This is a genomic window from Mariprofundus erugo (assembly GCF_005818865.1).
Classification (GTDB): domain Bacteria; phylum Pseudomonadota; class Zetaproteobacteria; order Mariprofundales; family Mariprofundaceae; genus Mariprofundus; species Mariprofundus erugo.
Map to the genome: position 1 here is coordinate 174697 of NZ_VBRY01000004.1, position 24115 is coordinate 198811.

At 52.5% G+C, this 24115-nt stretch carries 24 protein-coding genes; 15 read left to right on the top strand and 9 right to left on the bottom strand.

Annotated elements, in window-relative coordinates:
• Position 1: 1 nt before the first annotated feature.
• The 9 genes from FEF65_RS05645 to FEF65_RS05685 all read left to right on the top strand — a co-directional run bounded on the left by FEF65_RS05645 (position 2) and on the right by FEF65_RS05685 (position 5716).
• On the top strand, positions 2–982 hold the full coding sequence (locus FEF65_RS05645; RefSeq protein ID WP_138238824.1) for a KpsF/GutQ family sugar-phosphate isomerase: 981 nt from the start codon (positions 2–4) through the stop codon (positions 980–982).
• Complete coding sequence (locus FEF65_RS05650; protein ID WP_138238825.1) at positions 979–1566, top strand: KdsC family phosphatase; 588 nt, start codon at positions 979–981, stop codon at positions 1564–1566. Before FEF65_RS05645 ends, FEF65_RS05650 begins: the two co-directional genes overlap by 4 nt.
• Before the next feature lie 25 nt (positions 1567–1591).
• Positions 1592–2164, top strand: coding sequence for an LPS export ABC transporter periplasmic protein LptC (gene lptC, locus FEF65_RS05655; RefSeq protein ID WP_138238826.1), 573 nt, complete (start codon positions 1592–1594; stop codon positions 2162–2164).
• A complete protein-coding gene (locus FEF65_RS05660) occupies positions 2161–2715 on the top strand; it encodes an LptA/OstA family protein (RefSeq protein WP_238701206.1) in 555 nt (184 codons plus the stop codon). The genes lptC and FEF65_RS05660 overlap by 4 nt, the downstream gene beginning before the upstream one ends.
• The gene (lptB, locus tag FEF65_RS05665) at positions 2712–3443 is read left to right on the top strand and encodes an LPS export ABC transporter ATP-binding protein (protein WP_138238827.1); all 732 of its coding nucleotides are present in this window, start codon (positions 2712–2714) and stop codon (positions 3441–3443) included. The genes FEF65_RS05660 and lptB overlap by 4 nt, the downstream gene beginning before the upstream one ends.
• Positions 3444–3491: 48 nt before the next feature.
• Positions 3492–4115, top strand: coding sequence for a UbiX family flavin prenyltransferase (locus tag FEF65_RS05670; protein WP_138238828.1), 624 nt, complete (start codon positions 3492–3494; stop codon positions 4113–4115).
• On the top strand, positions 4112–4705 hold the full coding sequence (locus FEF65_RS05675; protein ID WP_238701207.1) for an SH3 domain-containing protein: 594 nt from the start codon (positions 4112–4114) through the stop codon (positions 4703–4705). Before FEF65_RS05670 ends, FEF65_RS05675 begins: the two co-directional genes overlap by 4 nt.
• 22 nt (positions 4706–4727) lie before the next feature.
• Positions 4728–4985 carry an accessory factor UbiK family protein gene (locus FEF65_RS05680; protein ID WP_138238829.1) on the top strand — a complete coding sequence of 86 codons (258 nt, stop codon included), beginning with the start codon at positions 4728–4730 and terminating at the stop codon, positions 4983–4985.
• Between the two features lie 269 nt (positions 4986–5254).
• Complete coding sequence (locus FEF65_RS05685) at positions 5255–5716, top strand: class I SAM-dependent methyltransferase (protein WP_138238830.1); 462 nt, start codon at positions 5255–5257, stop codon at positions 5714–5716.
• A gap of 145 nt (positions 5717–5861) precedes the next feature.
• Here the strand turns inward: FEF65_RS05685 and FEF65_RS05690 are convergent, their stop codons facing one another.
• From FEF65_RS05690 to nfsB, 3 genes are all read right to left on the bottom strand, one after another.
• Entirely contained in the window at positions 5862–7700 is a 1839-nt protein-coding gene (locus FEF65_RS05690; protein ID WP_138238831.1) for a GAF domain-containing hybrid sensor histidine kinase/response regulator, read from the bottom strand.
• Positions 7701–7751: 51 nt separating this feature from the next.
• On the bottom strand, positions 7752–8951 hold the full coding sequence (locus FEF65_RS05695; protein ID WP_202978235.1) for an FIST signal transduction protein: 1200 nt from the start codon (positions 8949–8951) through the stop codon (positions 7752–7754).
• Positions 8952–9613: 662 nt separating this feature from the next.
• Positions 9614–10270: an oxygen-insensitive NAD(P)H nitroreductase gene (gene nfsB / locus FEF65_RS05700; RefSeq protein WP_138238832.1), complete on the bottom strand. Its 657-nt coding sequence runs from the start codon at positions 10268–10270 to the stop codon at positions 9614–9616.
• A gap of 141 nt (positions 10271–10411) precedes the next feature.
• Here nfsB and FEF65_RS05705 point away from each other — a divergent pair, with 141 nt between their 5' ends.
• The 4 genes from FEF65_RS05705 to FEF65_RS05720 all read left to right on the top strand — a co-directional run bounded on the left by FEF65_RS05705 (position 10412) and on the right by FEF65_RS05720 (position 14785).
• Complete coding sequence (locus FEF65_RS05705) at positions 10412–11968, top strand: YifB family Mg chelatase-like AAA ATPase (RefSeq protein ID WP_138238833.1); 1557 nt, start codon at positions 10412–10414, stop codon at positions 11966–11968.
• A gap of 270 nt (positions 11969–12238) precedes the next feature.
• The gene (locus tag FEF65_RS05710; protein WP_138238834.1) at positions 12239–12649 is read left to right on the top strand and encodes a tellurite resistance TerB family protein; all 411 of its coding nucleotides are present in this window, start codon (positions 12239–12241) and stop codon (positions 12647–12649) included.
• A 410-nt stretch (positions 12650–13059) separates the two neighbouring features.
• A complete protein-coding gene (locus FEF65_RS05715; protein WP_138238835.1) occupies positions 13060–13524 on the top strand; it encodes a response regulator in 465 nt (154 codons plus the stop codon).
• A 625-nt stretch (positions 13525–14149) separates the two neighbouring features.
• On the top strand, positions 14150–14785 hold the full coding sequence (locus FEF65_RS05720) for a YigZ family protein (protein ID WP_138238836.1): 636 nt from the start codon (positions 14150–14152) through the stop codon (positions 14783–14785).
• A 131-nt stretch (positions 14786–14916) separates the two neighbouring features.
• Here FEF65_RS05720 and FEF65_RS05725 read toward each other — a convergent pair whose 3' ends face one another.
• The 4 genes from FEF65_RS05725 to FEF65_RS05740 form a co-directional block, all read right to left on the bottom strand.
• Positions 14917–15438: a cupin domain-containing protein gene (locus FEF65_RS05725; protein WP_138238837.1), complete on the bottom strand. Its 522-nt coding sequence runs from the start codon at positions 15436–15438 to the stop codon at positions 14917–14919.
• Between the two features lie 106 nt (positions 15439–15544).
• Positions 15545–16549: an NHL repeat-containing protein gene (locus tag FEF65_RS05730; RefSeq protein WP_138238838.1), complete on the bottom strand. Its 1005-nt coding sequence runs from the start codon at positions 16547–16549 to the stop codon at positions 15545–15547.
• Positions 16550–16824: 275 nt separating this feature from the next.
• Positions 16825–18144: a methyl-accepting chemotaxis protein gene (locus FEF65_RS05735; RefSeq protein WP_138238839.1), complete on the bottom strand. Its 1320-nt coding sequence runs from the start codon at positions 18142–18144 to the stop codon at positions 16825–16827.
• A 313-nt stretch (positions 18145–18457) separates the two neighbouring features.
• Positions 18458–19060 carry a class I SAM-dependent methyltransferase gene (locus FEF65_RS05740; RefSeq protein ID WP_138238840.1) on the bottom strand — a complete coding sequence of 201 codons (603 nt, stop codon included), beginning with the start codon at positions 19058–19060 and terminating at the stop codon, positions 18458–18460.
• A gap of 291 nt (positions 19061–19351) precedes the next feature.
• Here FEF65_RS05740 and FEF65_RS05745 point away from each other — a divergent pair, with 291 nt between their 5' ends.
• Together FEF65_RS05745 and FEF65_RS05750 are read left to right on the top strand one after the other, a co-directional pair.
• The gene (locus FEF65_RS05745; protein WP_138238841.1) at positions 19352–19735 is read left to right on the top strand and encodes a peptidoglycan-binding domain-containing protein; all 384 of its coding nucleotides are present in this window, start codon (positions 19352–19354) and stop codon (positions 19733–19735) included.
• 15 nt (positions 19736–19750) lie between these two features.
• The gene (locus FEF65_RS05750) at positions 19751–20251 is read left to right on the top strand and encodes a hypothetical protein (protein ID WP_138238842.1); all 501 of its coding nucleotides are present in this window, start codon (positions 19751–19753) and stop codon (positions 20249–20251) included.
• A gap of 314 nt (positions 20252–20565) precedes the next feature.
• On the opposite strand, the gene FEF65_RS05755 is transcribed toward FEF65_RS05750, so the two are convergent.
• Both FEF65_RS05755 and FEF65_RS05760 read right to left on the bottom strand, forming a co-directional pair.
• Positions 20566–22842 carry a nitric oxide reductase activation protein NorD gene (locus tag FEF65_RS05755; protein ID WP_138238843.1) on the bottom strand — a complete coding sequence of 759 codons (2277 nt, stop codon included), beginning with the start codon at positions 22840–22842 and terminating at the stop codon, positions 20566–20568.
• A 211-nt stretch (positions 22843–23053) separates the two neighbouring features.
• The gene (locus FEF65_RS05760; RefSeq protein WP_170304423.1) at positions 23054–23857 is read right to left on the bottom strand and encodes a CbbQ/NirQ/NorQ/GpvN family protein; all 804 of its coding nucleotides are present in this window, start codon (positions 23855–23857) and stop codon (positions 23054–23056) included.
• Positions 23858–24115 lie beyond the last annotated feature (258 nt).

Genomic DNA, 24115 nt, shown 5'->3' on the forward strand with positions numbered 1-24115 from the left:
TATGAATCATCACATTACAAACCGACAGGCATGGCTGACAAAGGCGCGCGACGTTTTCGATATAGAAATTGCCGCGCTGACGGCACAACGTGATCATCTGGATGATGCATTTATCCAGGCCGTTGAGGTTATCCTCACCCTGCAGGGGCGCCTGGTTGTCGTCGGCATGGGCAAGTCGGGCATTATCGCCAAGAAAATTGCCGCCACCTTTGCCTCCACCGGCACGCCGGCATTTTTCGTACATGCGGCTGAAGCCCAACACGGCGATCTGGGCATGATTACCGGCGATGACGCCGTGCTCGCCCTCTCCCACAGCGGTGAAACGGCCGAGGTATGCGGGCTGCTGCAGGAAATCAGACGCAGAGGCGCCCATGTGATCGCCATGACCGGCAATCGAACCTCCACTCTGGCCAGATATGCCGACACGGTACTCCATATCGATGTGCAACAGGAGGCATGCCCGCTGAACCTTGCCCCCACAGCATCCACCACGACCACGCTGGCACTCGGTGATGCACTTGCCGTGGTCGTATTAAAAGAGCGGGGATTCCGTGAAGAGGATTTCGCGCGCGTACACCCGGCAGGCAGCCTTGGCCGCAAACTGTTGCGCGTACAGGATCTCATGCATCAGGGAGCCGAGCTGCCGATGGTGGCCGATGACGAGAGCCTGCGCAAAGCGATCATGGTGATCAGTGCCCATCGCCTCGGTATTACCGGCGTCACCCGTGAAGGCAGACTGGTTGGCTGTCTGAGTGATGGCGATCTGCGCCGCATCCTTGAATCGGGCCATATGGACCTGGACGCGACAGTCCATACACTGATGCATCCGAATCCGACCTGCATTGATGCCGACCGGCTGGCCAGCGAGGCTCTGAGGCTGATGGAAGAGAAAAAAGTTCTGGTACTGTTTACCCGCGATGATGAGGGCATGGTCAACGGGATCATCCACATGCATGATATCCTGCACGGAGGCGTTAAATGAGCACGCAACATGGTTATGATTTTCCGTTCGAGGCCGCACGCCAGATCCGCATGCTGATCCTTGATGTGGATGGCGTGATGACCGATGGCTCTATCATTATGGACGGTGCCGGCCATGAGCTTAAGGCATTCAACGTACGTGATGGCCATGGCATCAAGCTGTTGCAACGGGCAGGTATCGATGTCGCCATTATTACCGGCCGCACCTCCGAAGTGGTTGCAGCCCGGGCCCGAGATCTTGGCATTGAATATGTTCTGCAAGGCTGCCTGGATAAGGCGGCTGCACTTACGAATCTGCTTGCCCGCTGCGGCCTGACCGCGACTCAATGCGCCATGATGGGAGATGATGTACTCGACCTTCCCCCCATGTACAGCACCGGTTTAAGCCTGGCCCCCTCTGATGCACATGCGGCAGTACTGGGCTATGTCGACTGGATCTCTGACTACAATGGCGGACGCGGTGCCATCCGGCAGGCAGCCGAGGGCTTGATTCTGGCCACCGGTGCCTGGGATCAGGTGATTTTCAGCCGTTACAAGGTATCCCCGCAACAGTGCGGCTGGGATACGCCGCGCGCTGTGCAATGACCCGCGCGAAACCCGACACATCTGTATGAATACAATCGTATGGCGGTGGCTCAAATGGGGCAGCCTGCTGGTGGCAGCAGGCAGTGTTGCAGTGGCGGTATTTATGGTGACCACCGCAGGCCCCGGCAAACCGGCCGATGATAAAAGCAGCGGCAAACCGAACACCGAAGTTGACAGCCCCGTACTGGTGGAACGGAAAGATGGACGCGTCATCTGGCAGCTGCGGGCCAGTGAAGCAACCCAGCAGCTGGATGGCCAGATGCATCTGATCAAACCGCTGCTGCGCCTCTATACCGAAAGCGGTAAGGAGGTGCTGATCAATGGTGACCAGGCCTGGTTCAGCCCGGTCGCACGCGATATCAGGTTTCAGGATCACGTCACTGTTGTCTATGAAACGTGGACCCTGACAACCCGGAACCTGATCTATGACAGCACCCATGATCAGATCAAGGTCCCGGATCCGTTTGAGATTCATGGCAAAACTATCACTGCGAAAGGAAAAGATATGACCCTTAAGCGACAGAGTGAAGAGATTGAAGTCAACCAGGGCATCTGGATTGAGGATACCGATCCGCAATGGCAAGGAGTGACACCATGAGCCGTGCTACCATACTGGCAGATATGTCCCTGTCTTTCATCAGGGGCAAGCATTCGTTCAGGCTGCTCCCCCTGCTGCTGGCAGGCATCATCACATACATCCCTGCCCCCTTATGGGCCGCAAACAACACCGTCCAGATTGATGCTGAGCGGATGAATATGTTCCATAAAGACAATCGGGTTGAGTTTTTTGGCAAAGTCCACCTTGTCCGCGATACCATGGTTCTGGATTGTGATCACCTGACAGCCTACTACGTCGATAACAAGCTGACCCACGCCGATGCCGAAGGGCATGTTGTGATTGTCCAGGACAAGGTGCACGGTCACTCGAACAAGGCCAGGCTCGATCAGCTTAACGGCAAACTGACCCTTTCCGGCAAGGCCGTGCTGGACCAGGATGGTAACAGGATTGAGGGTGAAACCATTGTTCATGATATGAACCGGAAAGATACAGTGGTCACACCGGGCGAGAGCGGACGGATCCATATGCGCATTGAATCAGACGAGGGCAATAACAGTGTCATCGTTCCCGGCACAGGAGCCGGAAAATGAGTACCGTCCACCACCTTTCCGCCCGCGGACTTTGCAAAACCTACCGAAACAAGCAGGTGGTATCGTCCGTCGATATCGATATCTATTCAGGCGAGTGTATCGGCCTGCTTGGCCCTAACGGCGCCGGCAAAACCACCAGCTTTTATATGGTGTGTGGCCTGATCCCGGCTGATCACGGCCATGTGATGCTGGATGATCAGGATATCACCGGCAAACCCATGCACCTGCGGGCCAGAAGTGGTATCGGCTACCTGCCACAGGAGGCCAGTATTTTCCGAAAACTGACCGTCCGTGAAAACCTGCTCGCTATCTTTGAGACCCTGAATATGCCCTCCATCCGCATCGAGGAAGAGCTCGAATCGTTACTGGTGGATCTTGGTATTGAAGCAGTACAACACCAGAAGGCCTACACCCTCTCAGGTGGCCAGCGGCGACGTACCGAAATCGCCCGTGCTCTGGTCACCAAACCAAAATTTTTATTGCTCGACGAACCATTTGCCGGCGTTGATCCCATTGCAGTTGAGGATATTCAGGCCATCATTGCCGAGCTGCGTCGCAAAGGGATCGGCATATTGATTACAGACCATAACGTGCGCGATACCCTGGCTATTTGCGATCGCGCCTATCTGATGAGTGCCGGCCAGATCATCGTTCGTGGCAAGCCTGATGAGATTATATCGCACCCGGATGCACGCCGGCTGTATCTGGGAGAAAGTTTCTCCATGTAATTGAATCACCGCAGTGAACCCCATCCCGATAAGGAGCTTATGCAGCAGATGAACTTTGGAACCAAGGCCACAGAACCAGTGATTATCGCAGTAACCGGTGCATCAGGCTCCTGTTATGCTTTGCGACTCATTCAACGCCTGGCTGCTGCCGGCGTCCCACTGCATATTCTCCTCTCCGATGCGGCACGGGTGGTGCTCGATCAGGAGCTGGACCTGAAACTGCCCGCTGATCCGGCCGGGACGGCCGCCGCACTGGCTGAGCATGTGTCCGTCGATGCAGACAACATACACTGCTACGCAACCAGAGACTGGTTTTCTCCCGCAGCATCCGGCTCTGCCGGCATCCGCAGAATGATCATTATTCCCTGCTCGATGGGAACACTCGCTCATATTGCCAATGGTGCATCGGATAACCTGATTGAACGGGCTGCAGATGTTATGATCAAGGAGCGAGGACAACTGATTCTGGTGCCCAGAGAAACGCCGCTTTCGGCAATTCACCTGGAAAACATGCTGAAACTTGCCCGCCTTGGTGTAGAAATCATTCCTGCCATGCCGGGCTTTTATCATCGCCCGGAATCACTTGATGATATCATCGACTTTGTTGTCGATCGCGTACTCCATCATATTGAGATGCCCAATCCGGCCGCTAAAAAGTGGGGTATGGCATGACAATCAGCCGCATCCTGTTTCCGTTTATCATTGCTGCATCGATGTCCGGCTGTGTTGCACTCACCGCTGTCTCAGCCGTTCCCTCTGCCCTGATTGGCGTCGTCAGCGAACAGTTTGGTGGTCAGGAGGCCAGCTTCGCCTATTCCATGCGCAGAACGATTGCATCGATTCAGGCCTCTCTGCAATCGATGGAGCTGGATATTGATATTCTTGAACCGCAGGAGAATGGCGGTTACCTGATTGGATTCAGCAATGATAACCTGGATGGAAACATTACCCTGCGTCGTCAAACCGAACGGTTAACAACGCTGTACATCAAGGTGAGAACCAATACCAGAGAGGAGTCCGTCGAACGGGCCATCATTGATCTGGTTGAACAACGGTTGAAGTCACTTCCGGCCAAAGCCGAATTTGACAAACGATCGTATCAGCCCCTGATGAAAAAGCCGGCACCTGACTCAAGCCGCGTTGCCTGGTTCAGACCCGGTGCCAAACTTTCAGCGGATAAGAGTGGCAAACAGGACTGGCTGGTCGTCAAACTGCCTTCAGGAAAACTCGCATACCTGAAGGGCTCTATTACACAAAAATAACAGATACCCCCCCGGAGGAAACATGACAAACAATCAACAAGCCCTGGACGACATTGCAGGCAAGATTGCGGCAGGCGTTCGCATGCTCGGCGGCCTGAAACAGGGTGCAGAAGAGCAGGTTCGTAACATCGTTGAGTCAGCCCTGTCACAATTCGATGTGGTCACGCACGAGCGCATGCAGGTGCAGGAAGCCATGCTCAGAAAGGCCAGGGAAGAATTGACTGCCCTCGATGCACGCGTGCATGAGCTGGAAGCCCAGGTCAGAACGCTGATCAAATAAGTCAAACGGGTGTACGCATCGCGTTCACCCCACAGGCAGATAGACAAAAGCGTGCAAGGGAAATCCTCTGCTGCGCCATAACCTTCAAACAAGGCGGTGTAGATTGACTATCTGCGACCTGACTCAAGCGGCGGAATCCCGATTGATCCGCAATGCTGCCTTTAAGTGAGAGGCTGATGTTAAACCACATCCGCCTCACACGGGCATTACTAAGAAACCCGAAAGCCATCGGCACCCTCGTACCAAGCTCCCGTTATCTGGCAGCAAGCATGGTTGAGCTGTTACCCGTTGGTGATCAGGCCGCCATTGTGGAATTCGGAGGCGGTACAGGGCCCGTTACTCAGGCCATGCTCGCCTCCGGGTTCCCGCCAGAACAACTGTATGTGTTTGAGTTGTCCGATCAGCTCAGTGATCATCTGCGCCGCCGCTTCCCGAAGGTCAACATCATCCACGCATCCGCGGCGGAGATCACCTCGCTTGCCTGTCCTGTTGGCGGCATCATCTCCTCCCTGCCCTTGCGCAGCCTGCCTGAGACAACTGTCCGCGAGATTCTTGAAGCATCAGCAAACAAGCTGCAAGCGGGCGGTTGCTTCGTACAGTTCACCTATGACCTGATGCATTATCATCCGCTGTTTGACACCAATTTTCATCACCTGAGCAAAAAAGTGGTATGGGCGAACCTGCCCCCGGCACGTATTGATATTTTTCGAAAAAGAGCCGGCGCCGACTAAAACTGCCAGCCGTCTGTGCGACGATTTCACAGCGTGATGCTTCCGACTAAGGAATCGCCCATTTATTCAGTGCCTCCATGCAGGCCAGGGATGGACGCCACAATCCGGCAGCGCGCGCTGTTACGCAGCACTTATCAAAAGGGTACTAGTCGCCACCCTCAGAGTTGATCCACTTTGACATCGTGACAAACATTTGATTGATATTAAATGGCTTGGAGATGTGATCATTCATGCCCGCCAGCAAAACCTTCTCCTTATCACCCGCCATGGCATTCGCAGTGATTGCAATGACAGGCAACTTATCAAATCTGGCCTGATTCCTGATATGGCGGGTGGCGGTAAACCCATCCATGACCGGCATTTGGCAGTCCATCAACACACCATCAAAAGCCTGAGCAGAGAGCGCATCCAGCGCTTCCTGTCCATTATTGACCACCACCACCTTCATGCCTGCATGATTTAGCACATCCTCCAACAGACACTGGTTGATTTCATTGTCTTCAACGACAAGGATCCTTGCTCCATACAGGTGCGTAATCGCCTCAGGGATAGCTTTCGTCGTATCGGGCGGCGGCGAAATATTATGTTCGTGTTGCAGCTGCAATTTTACGGTGAAATGAAATGTACTGCCTCTGTCCTTTGCGCTCTCAAGCCATATTTTTCCCTGCATCATTTCAATCAATTGTTTGGAAATCGCCAGCCCCAGACCTGTTCCGCCATATTTACGAGTGGTCGAGTCATCACCCTGCGAAAATGGCTGGAACAGCCTGGACTGCTGGTCAGGAGTCATGCCGATACCGTTATCTTTTACGGTAAAATGCAGGATGACAAAATCGGAATCCTGATGTTCAAGTTCTGCCGAGATCACCAGTTCGCCACCTGCATCGGTAAACTTGATGGCATTGTTACCAAGATTCAGCAAAATCTGACGTAATCGCAACGGATCACCGATCAGCCGGGATGAGGGGATGTTGGCATCCATTTTCAGTCTGAGTGCCTGCCGCTTTTCAGAGGTACTGGGCTCCAGCAAAGCGACCACATTGTCAAACAGCTCATCCAAATCGAAGTCGATACTTTCCATGTGTAACATGCCAGATTCAATTTTGGATATATCCAGAATATCGTTGAGTATTCCAAGCAGGTTTTCAGCAGAGTGGTGTACTTTTTCAATATAGCTTCGCTGCCTGGGTGACAAATCAGTTTGTAGTGCCAGATAGGCCATCCCCATAATGCCACTCATCGGAGTACGAATCTCATGGCTCATATTGGCAAGGAAGTTACCTTTTGCCCGGGATGCTGCCTCTGCCGCATCCCGGGCTTTCGTCAGCTCAGCCCCGGATTGCTGCAAGGCTGAAATTTGTTGATGGATGATTTCCCTGCTATCACGGTTTTGTAGCAGCGTACCGATCAATTGGGAAAGCACAGTAAAGGAACCTGTATACTCCTCAGCGGGGATATCATATAGCCGATGATTCTGCATCGAGACAATACCGATCAATAATCCCTTTCGTCGATTGTCAGAATCGGAAAGCGGGCAAACCAGCAGCCGATAGATATCGAGTTGTAACAAATCTTCCTGATCACTGCACACCAATATTTTTTTGACGGTACTACTTTCCGTTGAATAACCATAGCTCACCAGCCACTCTGCAAAACGGGACCAGTTCACAGCCTCGTTCAGGGAGCTTGAAACTGCCACTGGCCGGTACGTGAGGTGACCGGCATCGTTGTACAACCAGAAGACCCCTGTCTCCAGCTCGAAGATATCCACCACTGCCTCGGCAGCAATCTCGGCAAACTCGGTGATATTTTTTTGTCCGAGCAACTGTTGGCTATATCGATAGATGGACTCAAACCTGGCCAGCTCACGTTCCAGCCTGTAACCGGTATTAATCAGCTTTTGTTCAGTCGAGGAAAAAATGGATTTGCGACGCAATGCCTCGTACTTTTTCTTTAACTCCAGGTACTCCAGTTCGCTTATCATGTTCCCTATCCGTTCATGATGTCATCAAGCTAAAGCGGATGCGCGCCATCTTTATCGGCGATACAGCGCGTAAATGGCGGTTGTGTAATTGTGATAGGTATTCGCACGTCCAAGCCTGGCGAACTCACCGAAGCCATAAATACCCAGCCACGGCGGCACTACACCTTCGTTTGAAAGAGGATGCTGCATGCAGTGCACCAGTTCATCCTTGATCACCTTGGAGAACAGGAAGCGGCCACGGGCCAGGCAATCCGCATGGAATACAGCCACCGGAGTTCGCCCCGCCCCCTGCTCCACGACCCACTCCATCATTTTGTTCATTTCGGAGAAAATCAGTTCCTCATCCCTGACCGTAAGGTATAACCTGGTACCTTCCGGGCAATCGGTGGTGTAATACATCACCCCATCGTCATCGCGCCGGGTCACCACCCGAAGAATATGATCATTTCCATACTCTTCTTTGAGGCTGTCCGGTAACTCCTCCGCCAATGCCCCCACAGGAATGGTATCACCGCAAGTCGCCGACACAGGTAATCCAAGCCGCTCGGTATAGAGCTCCCAGGCAGGTCGTCCGTTCAGCTCAATAATGCGATTCCCCTCCGAGCGCGTCACCACCATCGCTTCGCCAGTCGCCAGAAATCCGTGCGTTGCCCGCGTCACCACCTCCAGAGTCGGATCGGCAAAGCCGATGGCTAACGCTGAATGCTCAAAGACCCGATCATCCATGAACTGAAAACTGATCACCCCTTTCATATTATCCGCTGAGGTAGCTCCGAAAATGGTAACTTCGGGACTCAACTGCGACTCAAGCCCGGCAATACATTGATCGTTGGCAATATCGATCCCCGAAGCCATAAAATAGATCATATTGATCTCAGGATTTTGGGCATTGAGTTGACGTCCAAGCTCCTGACTTTTTTCATAGGAGTTGCTGCCAGTGATGCCATCGACATGCGCGACAGCGATCTCACCCGGCGCCCCGCGAACCGCCATGATTGCAACATCCTTCATCGATTCGCTAACGCCTTCCTTGCCTACAATGCCACAACATGACGCACCTGCTATGCGTGCGCCGGGAGCCATGGTGCGGGCCTGGTCCAGCAAATCCTGAAAGTTATGTCCCATGGATGAATAAATCACAACCAGATCACAATCAGTCTCCTGCCCCTCGCCAAAGGCAGCCTCCATACATTCCGTGATGGCCCGCTTCGAATTCACCATGCGTGTACTTGCAGAATAGAAACTTAACATATCGTGCTCCCTCTGTTTTCAGAGACCAACCGGAAAATCATATATCCTCGCCAATTTCACTCCGGGAAGCAGAGACTCGTGCGCAGGAATCCGTCGGGATGACGGGTAGTATTGAGTAAAATATTTCAGGTAAATGGCCATTTAAAATGAGCAGCAATTCATATGCCATCGAATGAGGATCAGGCCTGTTCACCCCGTCGCAGTCACGTCGATTCGTCCGATGTTTTTTTCCGGTGCGGCAAGAATTTGCGCATGTGGCATAGATGTTGCGCCCAACAGACCGCAGCAACAGAAGTACTGATGTGTCAGTGCTTCCTTGCGGGCCATGGCCGGATAGCCGGATTGAACGGCTTTACCGGCGCCCGGTGCGCTGCAGGATAATGCAGCGAGTCAAATCAGACGCGCAAGTGTTTGATTTGTAAGAAAAGGTAAAATAACCCGGGCATCATGCACGCGCCCATCGGGCGGTCCTTGACCGTCCAATCGGCTCCCTGCCTCCTTGTCACGCTTTTGCCTTGGTGAGGTGATATTTGCCAGGAGGGCAACAAATCAGCATTTCCCTATACGACCGCGCAGCTTTCTGTTTGCGAAATCAATACTGCCACCATTGATTCCGAGCTTCCCCCATGCTCATGCAAACTGGAGAGAATTCGCTGTCGTGTTTATATCTCCGTGATGACAGCATCTTCTGGCAGGCGTGACTTCGGCAACCGGACATTAAAATCGTCATCCCCCCTGTATCCCAGGGCCGCCAGCACGACACTCGTCATCCCCCGTGCATGCAAGTCAAGCTCCAGATCCAGTCGTACAGGATCAAACCCCTCGATGGGAGTTGCATCTATTTCAAGCGCAGCCGCCCCGAACAGCAGTGTGCCAAGTGCAAGGTATACCTGTTTCTCCATCCAGCACTGCATATCTTTGCGATCAAATCGGTGATGGTGAATATAGTAGTTTCTGCCTTTACTTTGTGCCGCCCTGGCCTCTTCTGTTGGTAAACGACCATCCACCACCTCCTGCTCCAGCAACCTGGCAACATGTGCATCATCCAGCGTGGTCCTGGCACAAAATACAATGACATGAGAAGCATTCAGAATTTTTGGGCCATTGGAGATATAGGCCCCTTCACTCGCAGCTCTGGCAACACGGGCCTTTGCCTCCGGGCTGGAAGCAATGATGAAATGCCAGGGCTGCGAGTTCACAGAGGAAGGAGAAAAACGCAGCAATATTTTAAGTTGCTCAATGAGTTCAGCCGGTATCTGACGATCCGGATCGTAGCCCTTGCAGGTATGCCGGGAAAGCGCAATATGAGAAATATCCATCATTCCTCCAATATCTGATTCAACCCTGATATCTTTTTAAATGCCCTCATGATAGTCAACCGGCGGAACACACTCTGCTCACCCTTGGCAGTACAGTCGAACTGTTCTGTTATAACGCCGTTGATCGTCTACAATCAGCTCATGTTAGCACGGTTATGCAGTGCATCCCTGCGCGGGCTGGATGCTGAGGCTGTTGATGTGGAGGTAGACCTCTCCAAAGGCCTACCCTGCTGGTCGCTTGTAGGTCTGGGTGAAGCGGCCGTCCGCGAGGCACGTGACAGGGTCAGGTCTGCACTGGTGAATTCAGGCTTTGAATTCCCGCTAAGGCGCATCACGGTAAACTTGTCACCAGCCGACAGGCGCAAGGATGGATCTCACTTCGACCTTCCCATTGCCATCGGCCTTCTGATTGCATCCGGACAACTGAATGTGCGGGATATCACCGCACTCCAGCAGCCGGCCCCGGCCCCCCTGCTTCCACTTCCTTTTATGCTTGGTGAACTGGCACTGGATGGGCGTCTGAATCCGGTATCCGGCGTCTTGCCGCTGATCATGTTTGCCCGCAAACATGGCTATCGCGACATTATCGTCCCGACGGGCAATATCGATGAAGCCACAGCGATTGATGATGTGAACATCTATCCTGCCGCAACGCTACTGGCCGTTGCCCGCCACCTGAGCGCACATACCATACTTGCAAAGGCGACTCTTAAGGAGACTCCTCCTCCCCCGATCATGACCGCCGATATGGCCGATGTACGAGGTCAGCAACAGGCCCGCCGGGTACTGGAGATTGCGGCAAGCGGCGCCCATCATCTGCTTATGACTGGCAGCCCGGGGGCAGGAAAAAGTATGCTGGCCCAGCGCCTTCCCGGCATTATGCCACCACTGACACGCGAGCAGGCCATGGATGTGACCCGCATCTATAGCATTGCAGGAGATTGCAGCCGCCCTCCGATGTGTCTGCAGCCACCGCTGCGACAACCCCATCACTCGGCCTCGGATGTTGCCATGATCGGTGGTGGCAGCAATCCCAGGCCCGGAGAGATATCCAAAGCACACTATGGCCTTCTCTTCCTTGATGAGCTGGCCGAACATCGACGTGTTGTGCTTGAGACACTGAGGCAACCTCTGGAGGACGGTAAGGTGCGCGTTGCCCGTGCCGCCGATTCGGTTGAGTTCCCGGCCCGGTTTCAGTTGATCGCGGCCATGAACCCGTGCCCGTGCGGATACCTGGGCCACCCCTCACGCCCCTGTCGCTGCAATGCATCACAAATTAACCGTTATCTCAGCCGAATCTCGGGCCCCCTACTTGATCGCTTCGATCTCAGAATTCATGTACCTCCGGTTGAACATGAGGAGTTAGCCCGCATGCAGCAAGGGGAGCCCTCATCGGCCATTGCCAAACGCGTGATGGCTGCACGTGACATTCAATACCGTCGTCTCGGTCAGGGAAAGGTCAATGGCCGAATGACGACGCGCGAAATCGAACACTATGCCCGTCCGGATGGAGAGGGTGCAAAGCTGCTGGATCAGGCAATGCGCCACTTTTCGCTATCCGCCCGCAGTTATCACCGCATCCTGAAGGTTGCCAGAACCATTGCCGACCTGGCTGCAAGCGAACAGATTAACAGAAACCATATCGCAGAAGCACTTCAATACCGAGGCGAAGCATTGTTTGAACAGCGCGCCATCTAGGGCTTGTTGCCCCCTTCTCCATCGCCGCATTTCACCCGGGATATCTGTCTGGCGTTGCTGATCTCATCAGGTATGATCGTGCCGGATGAGGGAGATGCTGATATGTTGCGATCCGGGCAAAAATCAGCTCGCAATGGCAAAAGCGTGGCAAAGAGGCAGATTGGACGACCAAAGGCCGCTCGCAGGGCGAGGCCGTGTGCCCGAATCATTTTGCCTTTGCTCACAAATCAGCACATTCTCAGGCATGCATCCGTGTAAGGAGGGGAAGCGATGTTTTTCAACCTGTTTAAACATAATCTGACCACTGTAGAGCTACAGGACCTGATCTCTAAATTTCTTATGCATATGGTCTGGGTTGACGGCAAGGCTGACCCCAAAGAGCTGGAAATCGTCGTAAGAGTTCTGACCCACGATTATCATACCGATCCGCGCATGGTCCGCAGGGAAATTGAAACATTCAATCCGAGAAAATCATCATTGAATGCGATTGCTGACAAGTTACGAACGAACCTTCCGGTCAGTGAACGCATCCAGTTACTGCGTGATATCTGGGCTATTGCCCTGACACACGCAGGGCCGCTTACCTATGAAAGAGAGCTGTTCTACCGGGCCGCCCGTCACCTTGGCATACCGGACAATGAATTTCTTGAGCGCTGTATCAAGGTGAAATCCAGTCACTGAATTTGCTGCATGATGCCGCTACGGAGATACTGACTGATTGCCACATGGTAAAGGCCGGCCTGCACAGGCAACAGCGTGAGGTTAACTGTACTTTTCATTATCATTCAACCACTTGCGTAATCAATTTGACTCCCTGCATCATGCAGATCACTGTTTGATTCACTTACACGGGCAATCCTGCATCAGCCCAAATGTCAGGCAGCCCATCATCAATCATAGCCCCCATCATGTCACAGGTGATACACGGCCCTGTGATTGTGAAAATATGCTGACCGCCCCCCTGCTCCGGCTGGCCATCATGATCTAATCCGGTCTTGGTTTTAACGCCGTCAGATCACATCATTCGCCTGTTCCGGATTGCCAGACGCTGATGCAGGTCATTACGCCTTTATCCACGCAGGAGGTACACCATGAATATAAAAACTGGAAAACGCATCGTAAGCCTGCTTGCGATATTCTGCTCCCTTCAATCTGCGACAGCCGATGAGATCGATAAAAGTATGGAAGTACTGATTGTGGATGACTCAAGTCTGATGCGAACGATCGATCGGAATCTGCTGGGCGAGATCGGTATCAAACATGTAACGGAGGCGGGCAACGCTGAATTCGCACTTGAGTCGCTTAAATCGCGGCACTATGACTTTGTACTGCTCAGCTGGCGACTGAATGGCACCAGTGGATTAAACGTGCTGAGTGCGATCAGAAATGATCCCGATACCCGATTGCTGCCGGTCATCGTAACCTTCGATACAAATGAAAATACCCCGGACAATATTGCTACTGGTACACAGGCAGGTGTAAACAACTACCTGACCAAACCATTTACCGCCAATGACCTGAGAGCAAAACTCGAACATACCTTTAATTTACGGTAAGGAGCGGTTGATTCAATTCAACGCTTTCGAACGAGCCATGGACGACTGTCACATTCCGGCAGGATGCCGTGATGGACGGCTTTGCCGCCACGAGGAGAGGCACACCATGATGCTGCGAGTCCAATCAGGCTTATATGAGCCCGTTTTAGTCCGTCACAACAAAATCACGTATCGGTTCTGACATCAGCAGAACGTCGATCGCCATGTTCATCGCATGAGAGCTGCATCGGACATCATTGGCGGCTATTCACAGAGCCTGTGGATAACCCGGTGGATAAACCTGTGAGAAGGCAATGTTTTATTACATATTTGTGACAGGTCATGATTTAGTCTAAATTTTATGCATAAAACTTTACCTTTATTTTAAAAGCATTTGAAACACTATATTAATGTTAATTATAGTTTAAGCCGTTAACCTTCCCGTCTTCAACAAGCTTCCCGGATGCGGTGGAAAATCGTGTAAATCCATGCTTGTATACAGCACACTATTTCGCTAAATGACTTCACCTCCGTCTCCAATGCCCCGCCGTTCTGCAGGCCAATACGAAACCCCAACACCGATATCCACTCAATATTTCACCGCTTTTGTTTGAGATCCCGCCACGCATCCACCATATTTGCAGTCATGAATTCAGCTTCAGAGCCATTTCATTACCCGATTCCTGCCGGACCTGTAACGATTGAACTGGAAATCAAGCGCAGTCGATTTGTCACAGATATTGCAGCTGCAGCCACAAGGGCAGAGGCAATGGCTTTTATCGATCACATCAAACTGACACATCCCGATGCCAGCCATCACTGCTGGGCATATATTGCGGGGCATCCGGAGAGTTCGAGTGAACGGGCTTCATCCGATGACGGTGAACCGCAGGGCACTGCCGGAAAACCGATGCTCCATGTCCTTCAACATAAAAACATTGGTGATATTGTCGTAGTCATCAGCCGATATTTTGGTGGCATCAAGCTTGGCAGCGGTGGACTGGTACGAGCCTATGGCAGTGCCGTACAACATGGCGTGGATGCTCTCCCACTCACCCGGCGTGTCACCACACGAGCCGCCATGATCCATATACCCTTCGCACTGGAAAACACGGTGCGCCGGCTTCTGCAAACGAAATCGATCAGCATCAAACAGGTCGACTATCAGACAGAGGTAATCTTTACTGTCGCAGTTCCCTGTGGAGATGAAACGTCACTACTGCAGGAAATGATCAATCAAACGAATGGAGCGGCAACGATCATCATGGCGAAGAAAGAGTAAACAGCGACGAAAAGGATCATCTGACTGCCCTCTAAGGAGATGCTGATTTATTGCCATCCTGGCAAAAATCAGTTCGCAAAGACAAAAGCGTCCATGGCCCGCTCGCAATCGCTGGATGAATCAGCGATTCCCTAACGGGTCAAGCGCCGGATCAATGCTTCATGGTGAGGATACAGCGCCAGCAGCTCATCCCCGGACGGCAATTCAAAATCAGCAAAATCAAAACCGGGAGCTACCGTGCACCCCACCAGAGCAAAACCATCTGCACTCACGGATGCTCCAAACCAGTGCCCCGTCTCAACCACATGCATCAATGAATCTCCCCGCTCCGGATTCCGGCCCAGCTTTTTTTCGCTGTAGACACCATCCGGAGTAATCACATGGACAGTCAACCCATCACCATCGTAAAAATGCCACAACTCATCCTGACGAATACGGTGCAGGGCTGAAAACTCATCGCCGGCAAGAAGGAAGTAGATACTGGTGCAAAAAGCACGTTCTCCATCAAAACGGGATGGCAACCCCGAGACAGGAATCTGTTCGCTGGCACGGTATATTTCCCTGTACCAGCCTCCCTCCGGATGCTTTTGCAGTTCAAGTACATCAATCCATGTCGCGGCCCTCGATAGTGCGCATGCCCTCTTGTCGCTCATCAATGGAAAATCCCGGACAAGGCCAGGCTTTGGCCATGTATGGCCGGCACAGGACAGCACAGGTCATCCATATGCATACACATCTGTACCTCCTCCACCCGGGCCATCAGGACTCGTGATGCTTTTCTTCAAGCTCAATCGTCATCGAGGGATTGTACTGCCCGTTCTTCAGGTTCACATATACCTTGCCACCAGTGGCCAGCACCCCGCCAAAACGGGAATCCGGATGCGTAATAATCTCATGCAATTCACGACCATCCCAGGCCAGCACAGTTGCCGGCGAACCATTATCCACAATCCATAACCAGTGACGCGAATCATCCCATGACAAATCTTCCGGATGGGTCAGCTGGTTATTCATCCAGGTATCCACCGTCGGCCTGGCACCATCATGCAGTTGCAAAATACGCCCGCTCTCCGACTCCGCCAGCAACAGGGAACCATCAGGTAAGCGTTCAATATCATGAATTCCTGCAAACTCAGTTGCTCCAAGCTGATGAGCCATGGCAACCGCATCAGCAGGATCCACCGGTAACCAGCCATTCTGACGATGAAAAACAGTCAGCTCGCGCTTCTCCAGATCAAGGCGATAAAGCGCCCCCGTTGACGATGCATCCGCCAGATATGCAAAGTGACCATCGGCGGAGAAAGCCATCGCACGATGATTAAAAGTGCCGGCAAAATGATATGTAGCCAGTGAATCATGACTGCTGGATGAGGCGACAGGGTCAACCGTCTGCTCAATTGGAAACTCATCCGGCTGTGCCATACGCCAGATCACTCCTTTCGGATCATCTTCGGCAATCCACAAGGAACCATCCGGGGCAAATATCACGCCATTGGCATTGCGCATCCCCTGCACCAGAATCTGGGTACGACTGCTGCTGAGTCGTATCGCAATCAGCCCGGCCTGTGCACTTTTGTCGCTACGCTCACCACTTGTATAAAGCCAGTCTCCAGCCGGAGACACCGCAATTTTGTTCGGTGTAATATGTTTCCATGCGCTCAGCGAATGAAAGCTCCAGCCAGTAGCCAGCTTCATTCCGGAACCATTGATCTGACAACCTGTCAGCATCACCATCATCAAAGCCAGAATTCGTAGATATTTCATCGGCTAAATGTGTACTGTTCATGCTATCCGGGCAAGTAAAAGTGCAGCGCCGGACAGCAGAAATCAGTTTCAACCCTCATCATCATGACAGCGCTTTCTGATCGTCCGGGGCATACCATAATCCGGCAGAAGTGCCGGGTGGCAGTCTTTACCGCTGTCAGGTATGCCCGCCGCAGTATGCTACCCCTGACACGGATACAGCCGTTTGTATGCAAAGGAAAGAAAAGCCATTTTACTTGCATCCCGAATGTACCAGCTCAGCGATCAACCACCGCTTAACTGGTCTCTCGAATCATCATATCAAGCAACCGCACAACCTCGGCTGAAAGCGGAGCGATCGATTCAACCGTGGCAATCGCTGCACTCTTCTTACCCGCGTTATATTGCTCCACCGCCTGGCGTCCCAGCGAGTGGACCTTCTCGTGCGGAGCCTCCAGCTGCCTGAAGACCTTGCTATCGCCATATTCGCGCTTACCCAGATCGTCATACCATTTACCCAGACGGCAATCATGATGACTGGCCACCGTGGCAAGATCGATGTTACCGCGATCAAGCACCATATTCACCAACCGCTTCTTCCAGAGAATATGATCGGATTTGGCCAGACGAAGAATAGCGCCTCGCAACTTCATCGTCGCGAATGACTGAATCTCGGAGGTAAGCTTTCCTTCGAGCGAGTCGGTATCCTGTAACGTTTGCTCGACAATCCGACGGGCACTGCTAACCATGCCGGCGGTCTCGGCAACCGATGCAGCCACTTCCTGAGCTGCATTCGACTGCTCATGCGTACCATGGGTAATTTGCTCCAGCTCGGCTGCAATATTGTGCAGAGCCTCTCCCATCTCATTCATGCGCTGGCGGACCACATTCATATCCTGTCGTCCAAGCCCGACCGCCTCCGTAATCGCCCGTGTGGCATGAGCAATGGCAGAAACATCCTGCTGAATCCGGTGAATTTTTTCGACGATGTTGGCAGTTGCCATTTTGGTCTGCTGGGAAAGCTGCTTTACTTCATGCGCCACAACGGCAAAGCCTTTACCGGCCTCTCCTGCTCTCGCCGCCTCAATGGTGGCATTCAGGGCCAGCAGATTTGTCTGATCGGATATTTTTTTTATCACCGTCAGAATACCGTCAATTTCTCTTGATGCTGCCGACAAAGCTTCAACACGTTGACCGGCTTCCTCAACCCGCTGATTAATATTTCCAATCGCCTCAACCGCATGCATCACCGCATTGGATGCTTCCTGACTCTGCCTGTTGGCATGATTGACACTCTCATTCACCTGATCAATGCGCTCACCGACATGAACGACATTGGAACTCATCATCTCACTGGTTTCCGCCATCGTCATCGCATGACTATCCAGTACGCTCACATCCTGTTGCAGATGTCCCATGGATATAGTGGTTTCAAACGCATTCATCGTCATGCCGACCATCTTGTCGAGCTGATCAAGCATTCGGGCCTCCAACTGGGCTGCCAGCTGATTTGCCTGTCTGGTCAACTCATCATCCCCACTGGCCCGACAGGTAAAGTCACCATCTGCCAGCCGTGAAAACAGTTCTAATAGTTGCACTTTATCCTGACCCGCCATGAACGCCTCCAGAAAGGGTTGTACGATTACAAAGGCGCAGCAAAAAGCGGGCCAGCAAGATCAAATTGCTTATTATAAATATCACATTTTTCGCCACCGGGAATCATCAGAGGATGTCTGCACACAATTTTCGCAACAATTGAAGCGCGCCACGGCGTGCTCTATACAATCGAGGATCTGACGAGCTCCCTTCAGCCCTTCAAATTCCAAAGAAAATGCGCGTATTTCCATGCAGAACAAAACCAGCCAGTGACCGAGCCTGCGCCACCCGATATGGAATCAGGGCACAAGCCCCGATGAACAGATCATCCACTCAGGCCCGGCGCATGAAAATGGTGAAATCATTATCGAGATAGTCATCAATCAACGTGCAATCCGGCGTGATTTCCCGACACCAGGCAAGCACTCTGTCCGGCTGATGGCTTTGCAGATCATGGGCATTCAGGTGGCGTGCATCCAGCAGGTTAAACGCGACCCCACGTCGACAGACCTCATACATGCGTGCGATCACACGCTTTGCATACGCACCGTCATCGAGCAGATTCTCATTCAATGCACCGGATAGAATCACCCAGTCAAACTGCTGCTCGGTGAAATCAATATCGAACAGATCACCGACAAAAAAGTGACCGTCCTCATGCAGAAGTTTTGCCTCAGCCAGCAAATCGGCTGAAAGATCAAGACCTGTGTAATCCAGCGGACAGCCCCGCTCCTCACTCCAGCGTTTGAAGTCGCCAAATCCACAGCCGACATCCAGTACTGAATCACCCGCAGCCATACCAATGGCGGCCAGGTGCTGAAATCTCAACTCCTGCACCTCACGACTACTCCAATAGAGTGCATTGGCATGGTAACCATGCCGCTTGAGACTATCCCGATGCTTATCGACGATACGTTTACGCTGTTCTTCTTTCATATGATGAGTACACCTTGGGAGATGCTGATGTATTGCCATCCTGGCAAAAATCAGTTCGCAAAGACAAAAGCGTTGTTTTGTCTTTGCTTACAAATCAGACACTTACGCATCTGATTTGACGAGCCATCCATGGCTCGCTCGGATGCGCCGACACATCAGCGCTTCCCTTGAGAAAAAATAGCTGCAAGTGGCAATGATAAGTTATCGTTCGGCAGTGAACACCATCTTTTATCGAATATCTACGATACAAAGACTGGCGTAATACAGAATAGAATTTACCCCGGAGCAGTCATGAGTCGACCCCTTAAAATTTTTATGCGCGGCAAACGTGTCACGGTTCTGCAAGAGATCCTTCGCAGAATGGGATATCAAATGGATGAACAGCCGGGCCTCTTTGGCGTTCACACCCGTGATGCGGTCAAGGCGTTTCAAAAGCAGCACAACCTTAAACCGACCGGCATGGTCGATGATGAGCTGTTTAAACTGATGCAGTTCGGACAGGCGGGTATCGCCGAGCCGCAAGCAACCGATCAAGCTGAGCACACAGATACGAATCAACCAATCAATCAGCCTCAGCTGGATGCCCTGATCCGGTTACTCATACGCAAAGGAGTCATCACTGATAGCGAACTGAGTGCGGAAATGGCCAAATCACTTCCCAGCGCCCTTTACTAGTACCTGTTATCCCTGATGCTGCGACCCGAATTTACCAGTGACCTGGCCAACAAACTGATGGATGGCGCCTGGATCAATCTGATCAGCGCCCATGGCCAGGGGCGCAGAAGAACCCTTGCCGATCTGCGCCGTCACCTCCCGGCTTCACTGCCGGTCGTATTGATCGATCTGAAGCTGCATGCAGAGCAGCTGCCGGTACTTCTGTCCAGGCAATCAGCCATCACCGGACCAATGCTGCTGGTCATTCACAATTTTCATCTGTTACAGAACCCCGACCTGATCGGGCAGCTGCAGGAGCTGAAAAAGATCCACGGGTTAAGCCTGCTCGTCACATCCGAGGTCAAGTGCGATCATTTCCCGCTGGATACCGAGGATCTGATGCTTCCGCCACTGCAGAGAACAGAAATCGCGAATGAACTGCAGCGACGTGGCATCGATGCGGATTCGGCACTGATCGAGCAGATCATCCGGGCCGATATGCCCTGCAGCGAACTTGAAAAAATCATGGCGCCCTGAAAATCAGGACGCCACCTTTAAGGTGATGCTGATTGATTGCCATCCTGGCAAAAATCAGTTCGCAGAGACAAAAGCGTGAAAAAAGGCAGCAAGCCGATTGGACGGCCAACGGCCGCCCGCAGGGCGGTCAGGATGGGCGAGTCATTCGTTCTTTGCTTACACATCAGGCACTTACGCGTCTGATTTGACCCGCTGCATCCTGCCGCTCACCGGGCGGCGGCAAAGCCGTCCAATCCGGCTATCCTGCCGGATTGTGGCATCCGTCCATGGCTCACTCGGAAGCGCCGGCACATCAGCGCCTCCTTACTTCATGCCTACTTGGTCAGTGAGATAAACAGCTCGGGCAAACGCTCCGGCAAACGATCAATATGATCGATAATGGTGTACTGGCGCCCGAAGATATCGGCCACATATTCATCCGCCTTCGGATCGAGATTAATGCAATAGCTGTAGATGCCATCCCGATCCAGTTCATTCACCGCCTGCCTTGCATCCTGAATCAGCAGTTGCTGATCATTCACATCAATATCGGCCGGCTCACCGTCAGTCAAAATCAGCATCAGCTTCTTGTCAGCCTGCTGTGCCTTCAGATAGTGCGCCGCATGCCGCATGGCTCCACCCATACGGGTGGAGTAACCAGCTTCCATCGCAGCCAGCCGAGCCTTGACATCATCATCCCAGTTCTCAGTAAAACCCTTGATGTGGTAATAGCGGACATCGTGACGGGTATTGGAATGGAAACCGCCAATAGCAAAGGAGTCACCGACCTGTTGAATCGACCAGGCAAGCAAAGATACCGCCTCCTGACTCAACTCAAGAATGGTCTGATTGCACCCCTGAGCCTGTTCACTCAGCGACTGCGACAGATCCAGCAACAGGGTGACCGCAATATTCCGCCCATCGGTACGGTGCGACATATTGATGCGCGGATCAGGCGCACAGCCCCCCTTGAAATCAATCAGTGAACGGATCGCCACATCCAGATCCAGCTCCGATCCGTCTTCCTGGTAGCGAATACGGACCTTGTCCTGCGGCTTGAGCATATCAAGCATGGCTTTCAAACGCCGGGCCAGCTGACTGTGTTTTGCCAACAACTGATCAATCTTGCCGGCATGGCCACGCGGATGCAGCGTTTCATAGACACTGACCCAGTCAGGACGATATGTCTTCGAATTATAATCCCACTCGTGATAACGCCGGGGCGGCAACCCCTTCAGCTCTTCCTCTTCGGACTTGCGCTTGTCGAGATGCTCAAACATCTCATCTTCATCACTCTCTTCGATGTAGATCCACAGGTGGCGGTTGTCATCCCGATAAGTCACTTCGGTATTTTCGAAATAGATCTTCGGTGAAAGATCACGCTGTCCGCGCGTGCGGGCAATAAAGGAGAGTGCAATCGAGGCAATATCGCGACTACTCGATTCGCCCTTTTCCATCGCCGCAAAAAAACGTCCGACAAATTCACGCACATCGGCGTTTTCATACTGGTAATCCGGATCAAGGATGGCACGGGAAACCATGGCAAGCCGGAGCCGGAAGATGGAAATCCCCTCCTCCTCGAGCTTCAGATCCTCTTCTTTCGGAATCGGATGCAGTGCCAGGAAGAGTTTGCGCAACCCTGGATAACGTTTGCAGGCCAGATAATCCACACGCGAGTCTTCGAATATCTCGACACTGACGCGCTGAAACGGACTCCAGTTATCGACAATCATCTTCTGGGACCAGCAACGATGGGCAGCCATATGGGCCAGCGCCGCGCGGTATCGATCAATGCCCTTGATGCCCTGATAGTCATCATAAACATCCGGCAGGCGGATACCGAGCTGATCAAAATACGGCATCGGCTTGCGCAACTCATCAAATGCCAGTGAATAAGGGACAAGATAATCTGAATCGTTCCACAATGCGCGCAGATAAGTATCGAGCTTGCGCTCGTTATCCACCAGCAATGTACCATGACGCTCACGCTGCATCACAGCCACAGCATCGGCCGATTGCAGGCAAAAGTAGTCTATCTGGCGATCAGGATGGTTGTTATAGTTTTTAATGCCGTATTCAATCCAGTTACGGAACCCCTCCAGTGACAGTGCACTTAACAAACGTGGTGCCTGCTGAAGCAGATCAGGAAGTCCCGGACTGGGAAAAGTGGTATGGTGACCATGCACAGAGCCGGAGGTTCGATCCATCATATCGCGAATCAATTCGATATAGCGCATGAAGAGCTCATGACTCTGCAGGCGGCGCGCCACCGCCCCGCTTGTTTGCAGGAATGGAACCATCGCCTTGAAATTGGTATGCGTCGACATGTAGTGGGCAAATTCGCGCAGATCAACCAGCACCCCCTCACCGAGCTGTGCTGCTACCCCGGGCGCCTCTTCCAGGTAAACCAGCAATGGTTCGGGACCACGCCCCATCTTGCCGATAAAACGGGCATTTTCTATATAACTGTTGATTCCCTCTTCTGACAGCAGGGCCCGCGCTTCTTTCATGCACTCATCGAAAACCCGGTCAACCTGGGCAAAATTACAGCCCAGCTTCTGCCAGTACATTTTCACAACCATGTTTCTTTCGAATGTTTCAGTTAACGCCATTACCGACTCCCGTTATCCGCCAGTACTGATATATTCAGTACATCCTCGCACCCCACAGAAGGGCCTGCCATGATCCGACACGCAAACATTTGGCCCTGAAAGCTGGCGCAAAATAAAGCGACATATTTTCAATTCATTGCCGTGCCTAGCGGGCAAACACTGTTCTGTGCGGTTCAGGGCAGCCAGTGCCACCCTGAACCATCCACTAAAGTTAAGCGAATGTGGCCGCAATCGCGTGATCGAGCGTATCGCGAATATCGGCATCATCGGTAATCGGACGCACAAGTGCCATACGGCAGGCGGCCTTTGCCTCAACCCCACCTCTGATCAGGGATGCAGCATAGGTCAGCAAACGAGTGGAGATTCCCTCATCAAGACCGTGACCTTTCAGGTTGCGGGCCGCAGTACCGATCGCAACAAGTTTTGCCGCCAGTTCAGGCTCGATACCGGTCTCTTTGGCAACAATGGAGGTTTCCACATCTGCGGTCGGATAATCAAACTCAAATGCGGCAAAACGCTGCTTGGTTGACTGCTTGAGATCTTTCATCAGGCTCTGATAACCGGGGTTATAGGAGATCACCAGCTGGAAATCAGGGTGGGCAGCAACCAGCTCCCCTTTTTTATCCAGTGGCAGGGTGCGACGGTGATCTGTTAACGGATGAATGACTACCGTGGTATCCTGGCGTGCTTCAACCACCTCATCGAGGTAGCAAATCGCACCAATACGGGCTGCCGTGGTCAACGGACCATCGAGCCAGCGGGTACCATTGGCATCAAGAAGATAACGCCCGACCAGATCCGAGGCTGTCATATCCTCATTGCAGGCCACAGTAATCAACGGCTTGCCCAACTTCCAGGCCATATGTTCAACAAAACGGGATTTACCACAGCCGGTTGGTCCCTTTACCATCACAGGAAGGCGGGCGGCGTAAGCTGCCTCGTACAGCTCCACCTCATCGCCCTGCGGCTGATAGAATGGCTCTTCAACTACTTTATACTGTTCCTTGTCGGTCATCATTCGTGAAATCCTCCTGCAGTCGTATGGTCGTATGATAAACGGTACATTCAAAAAATCATGCTTATAATAATTATGCGAATCATAGTCTCTGCTTATATCCAATCCGGCTAAGGAATCGCTGATTCATCCAGCGATTCCGTGCGGGCCATGGACGGACGCCACAATCCGGCAGGATAGCCGGATTGGACGGCTTTGCCGCCGCCGGGTGAGCTGCAGGATGCAGCGAATCAAATCAGACACATAAGTATCTGATGT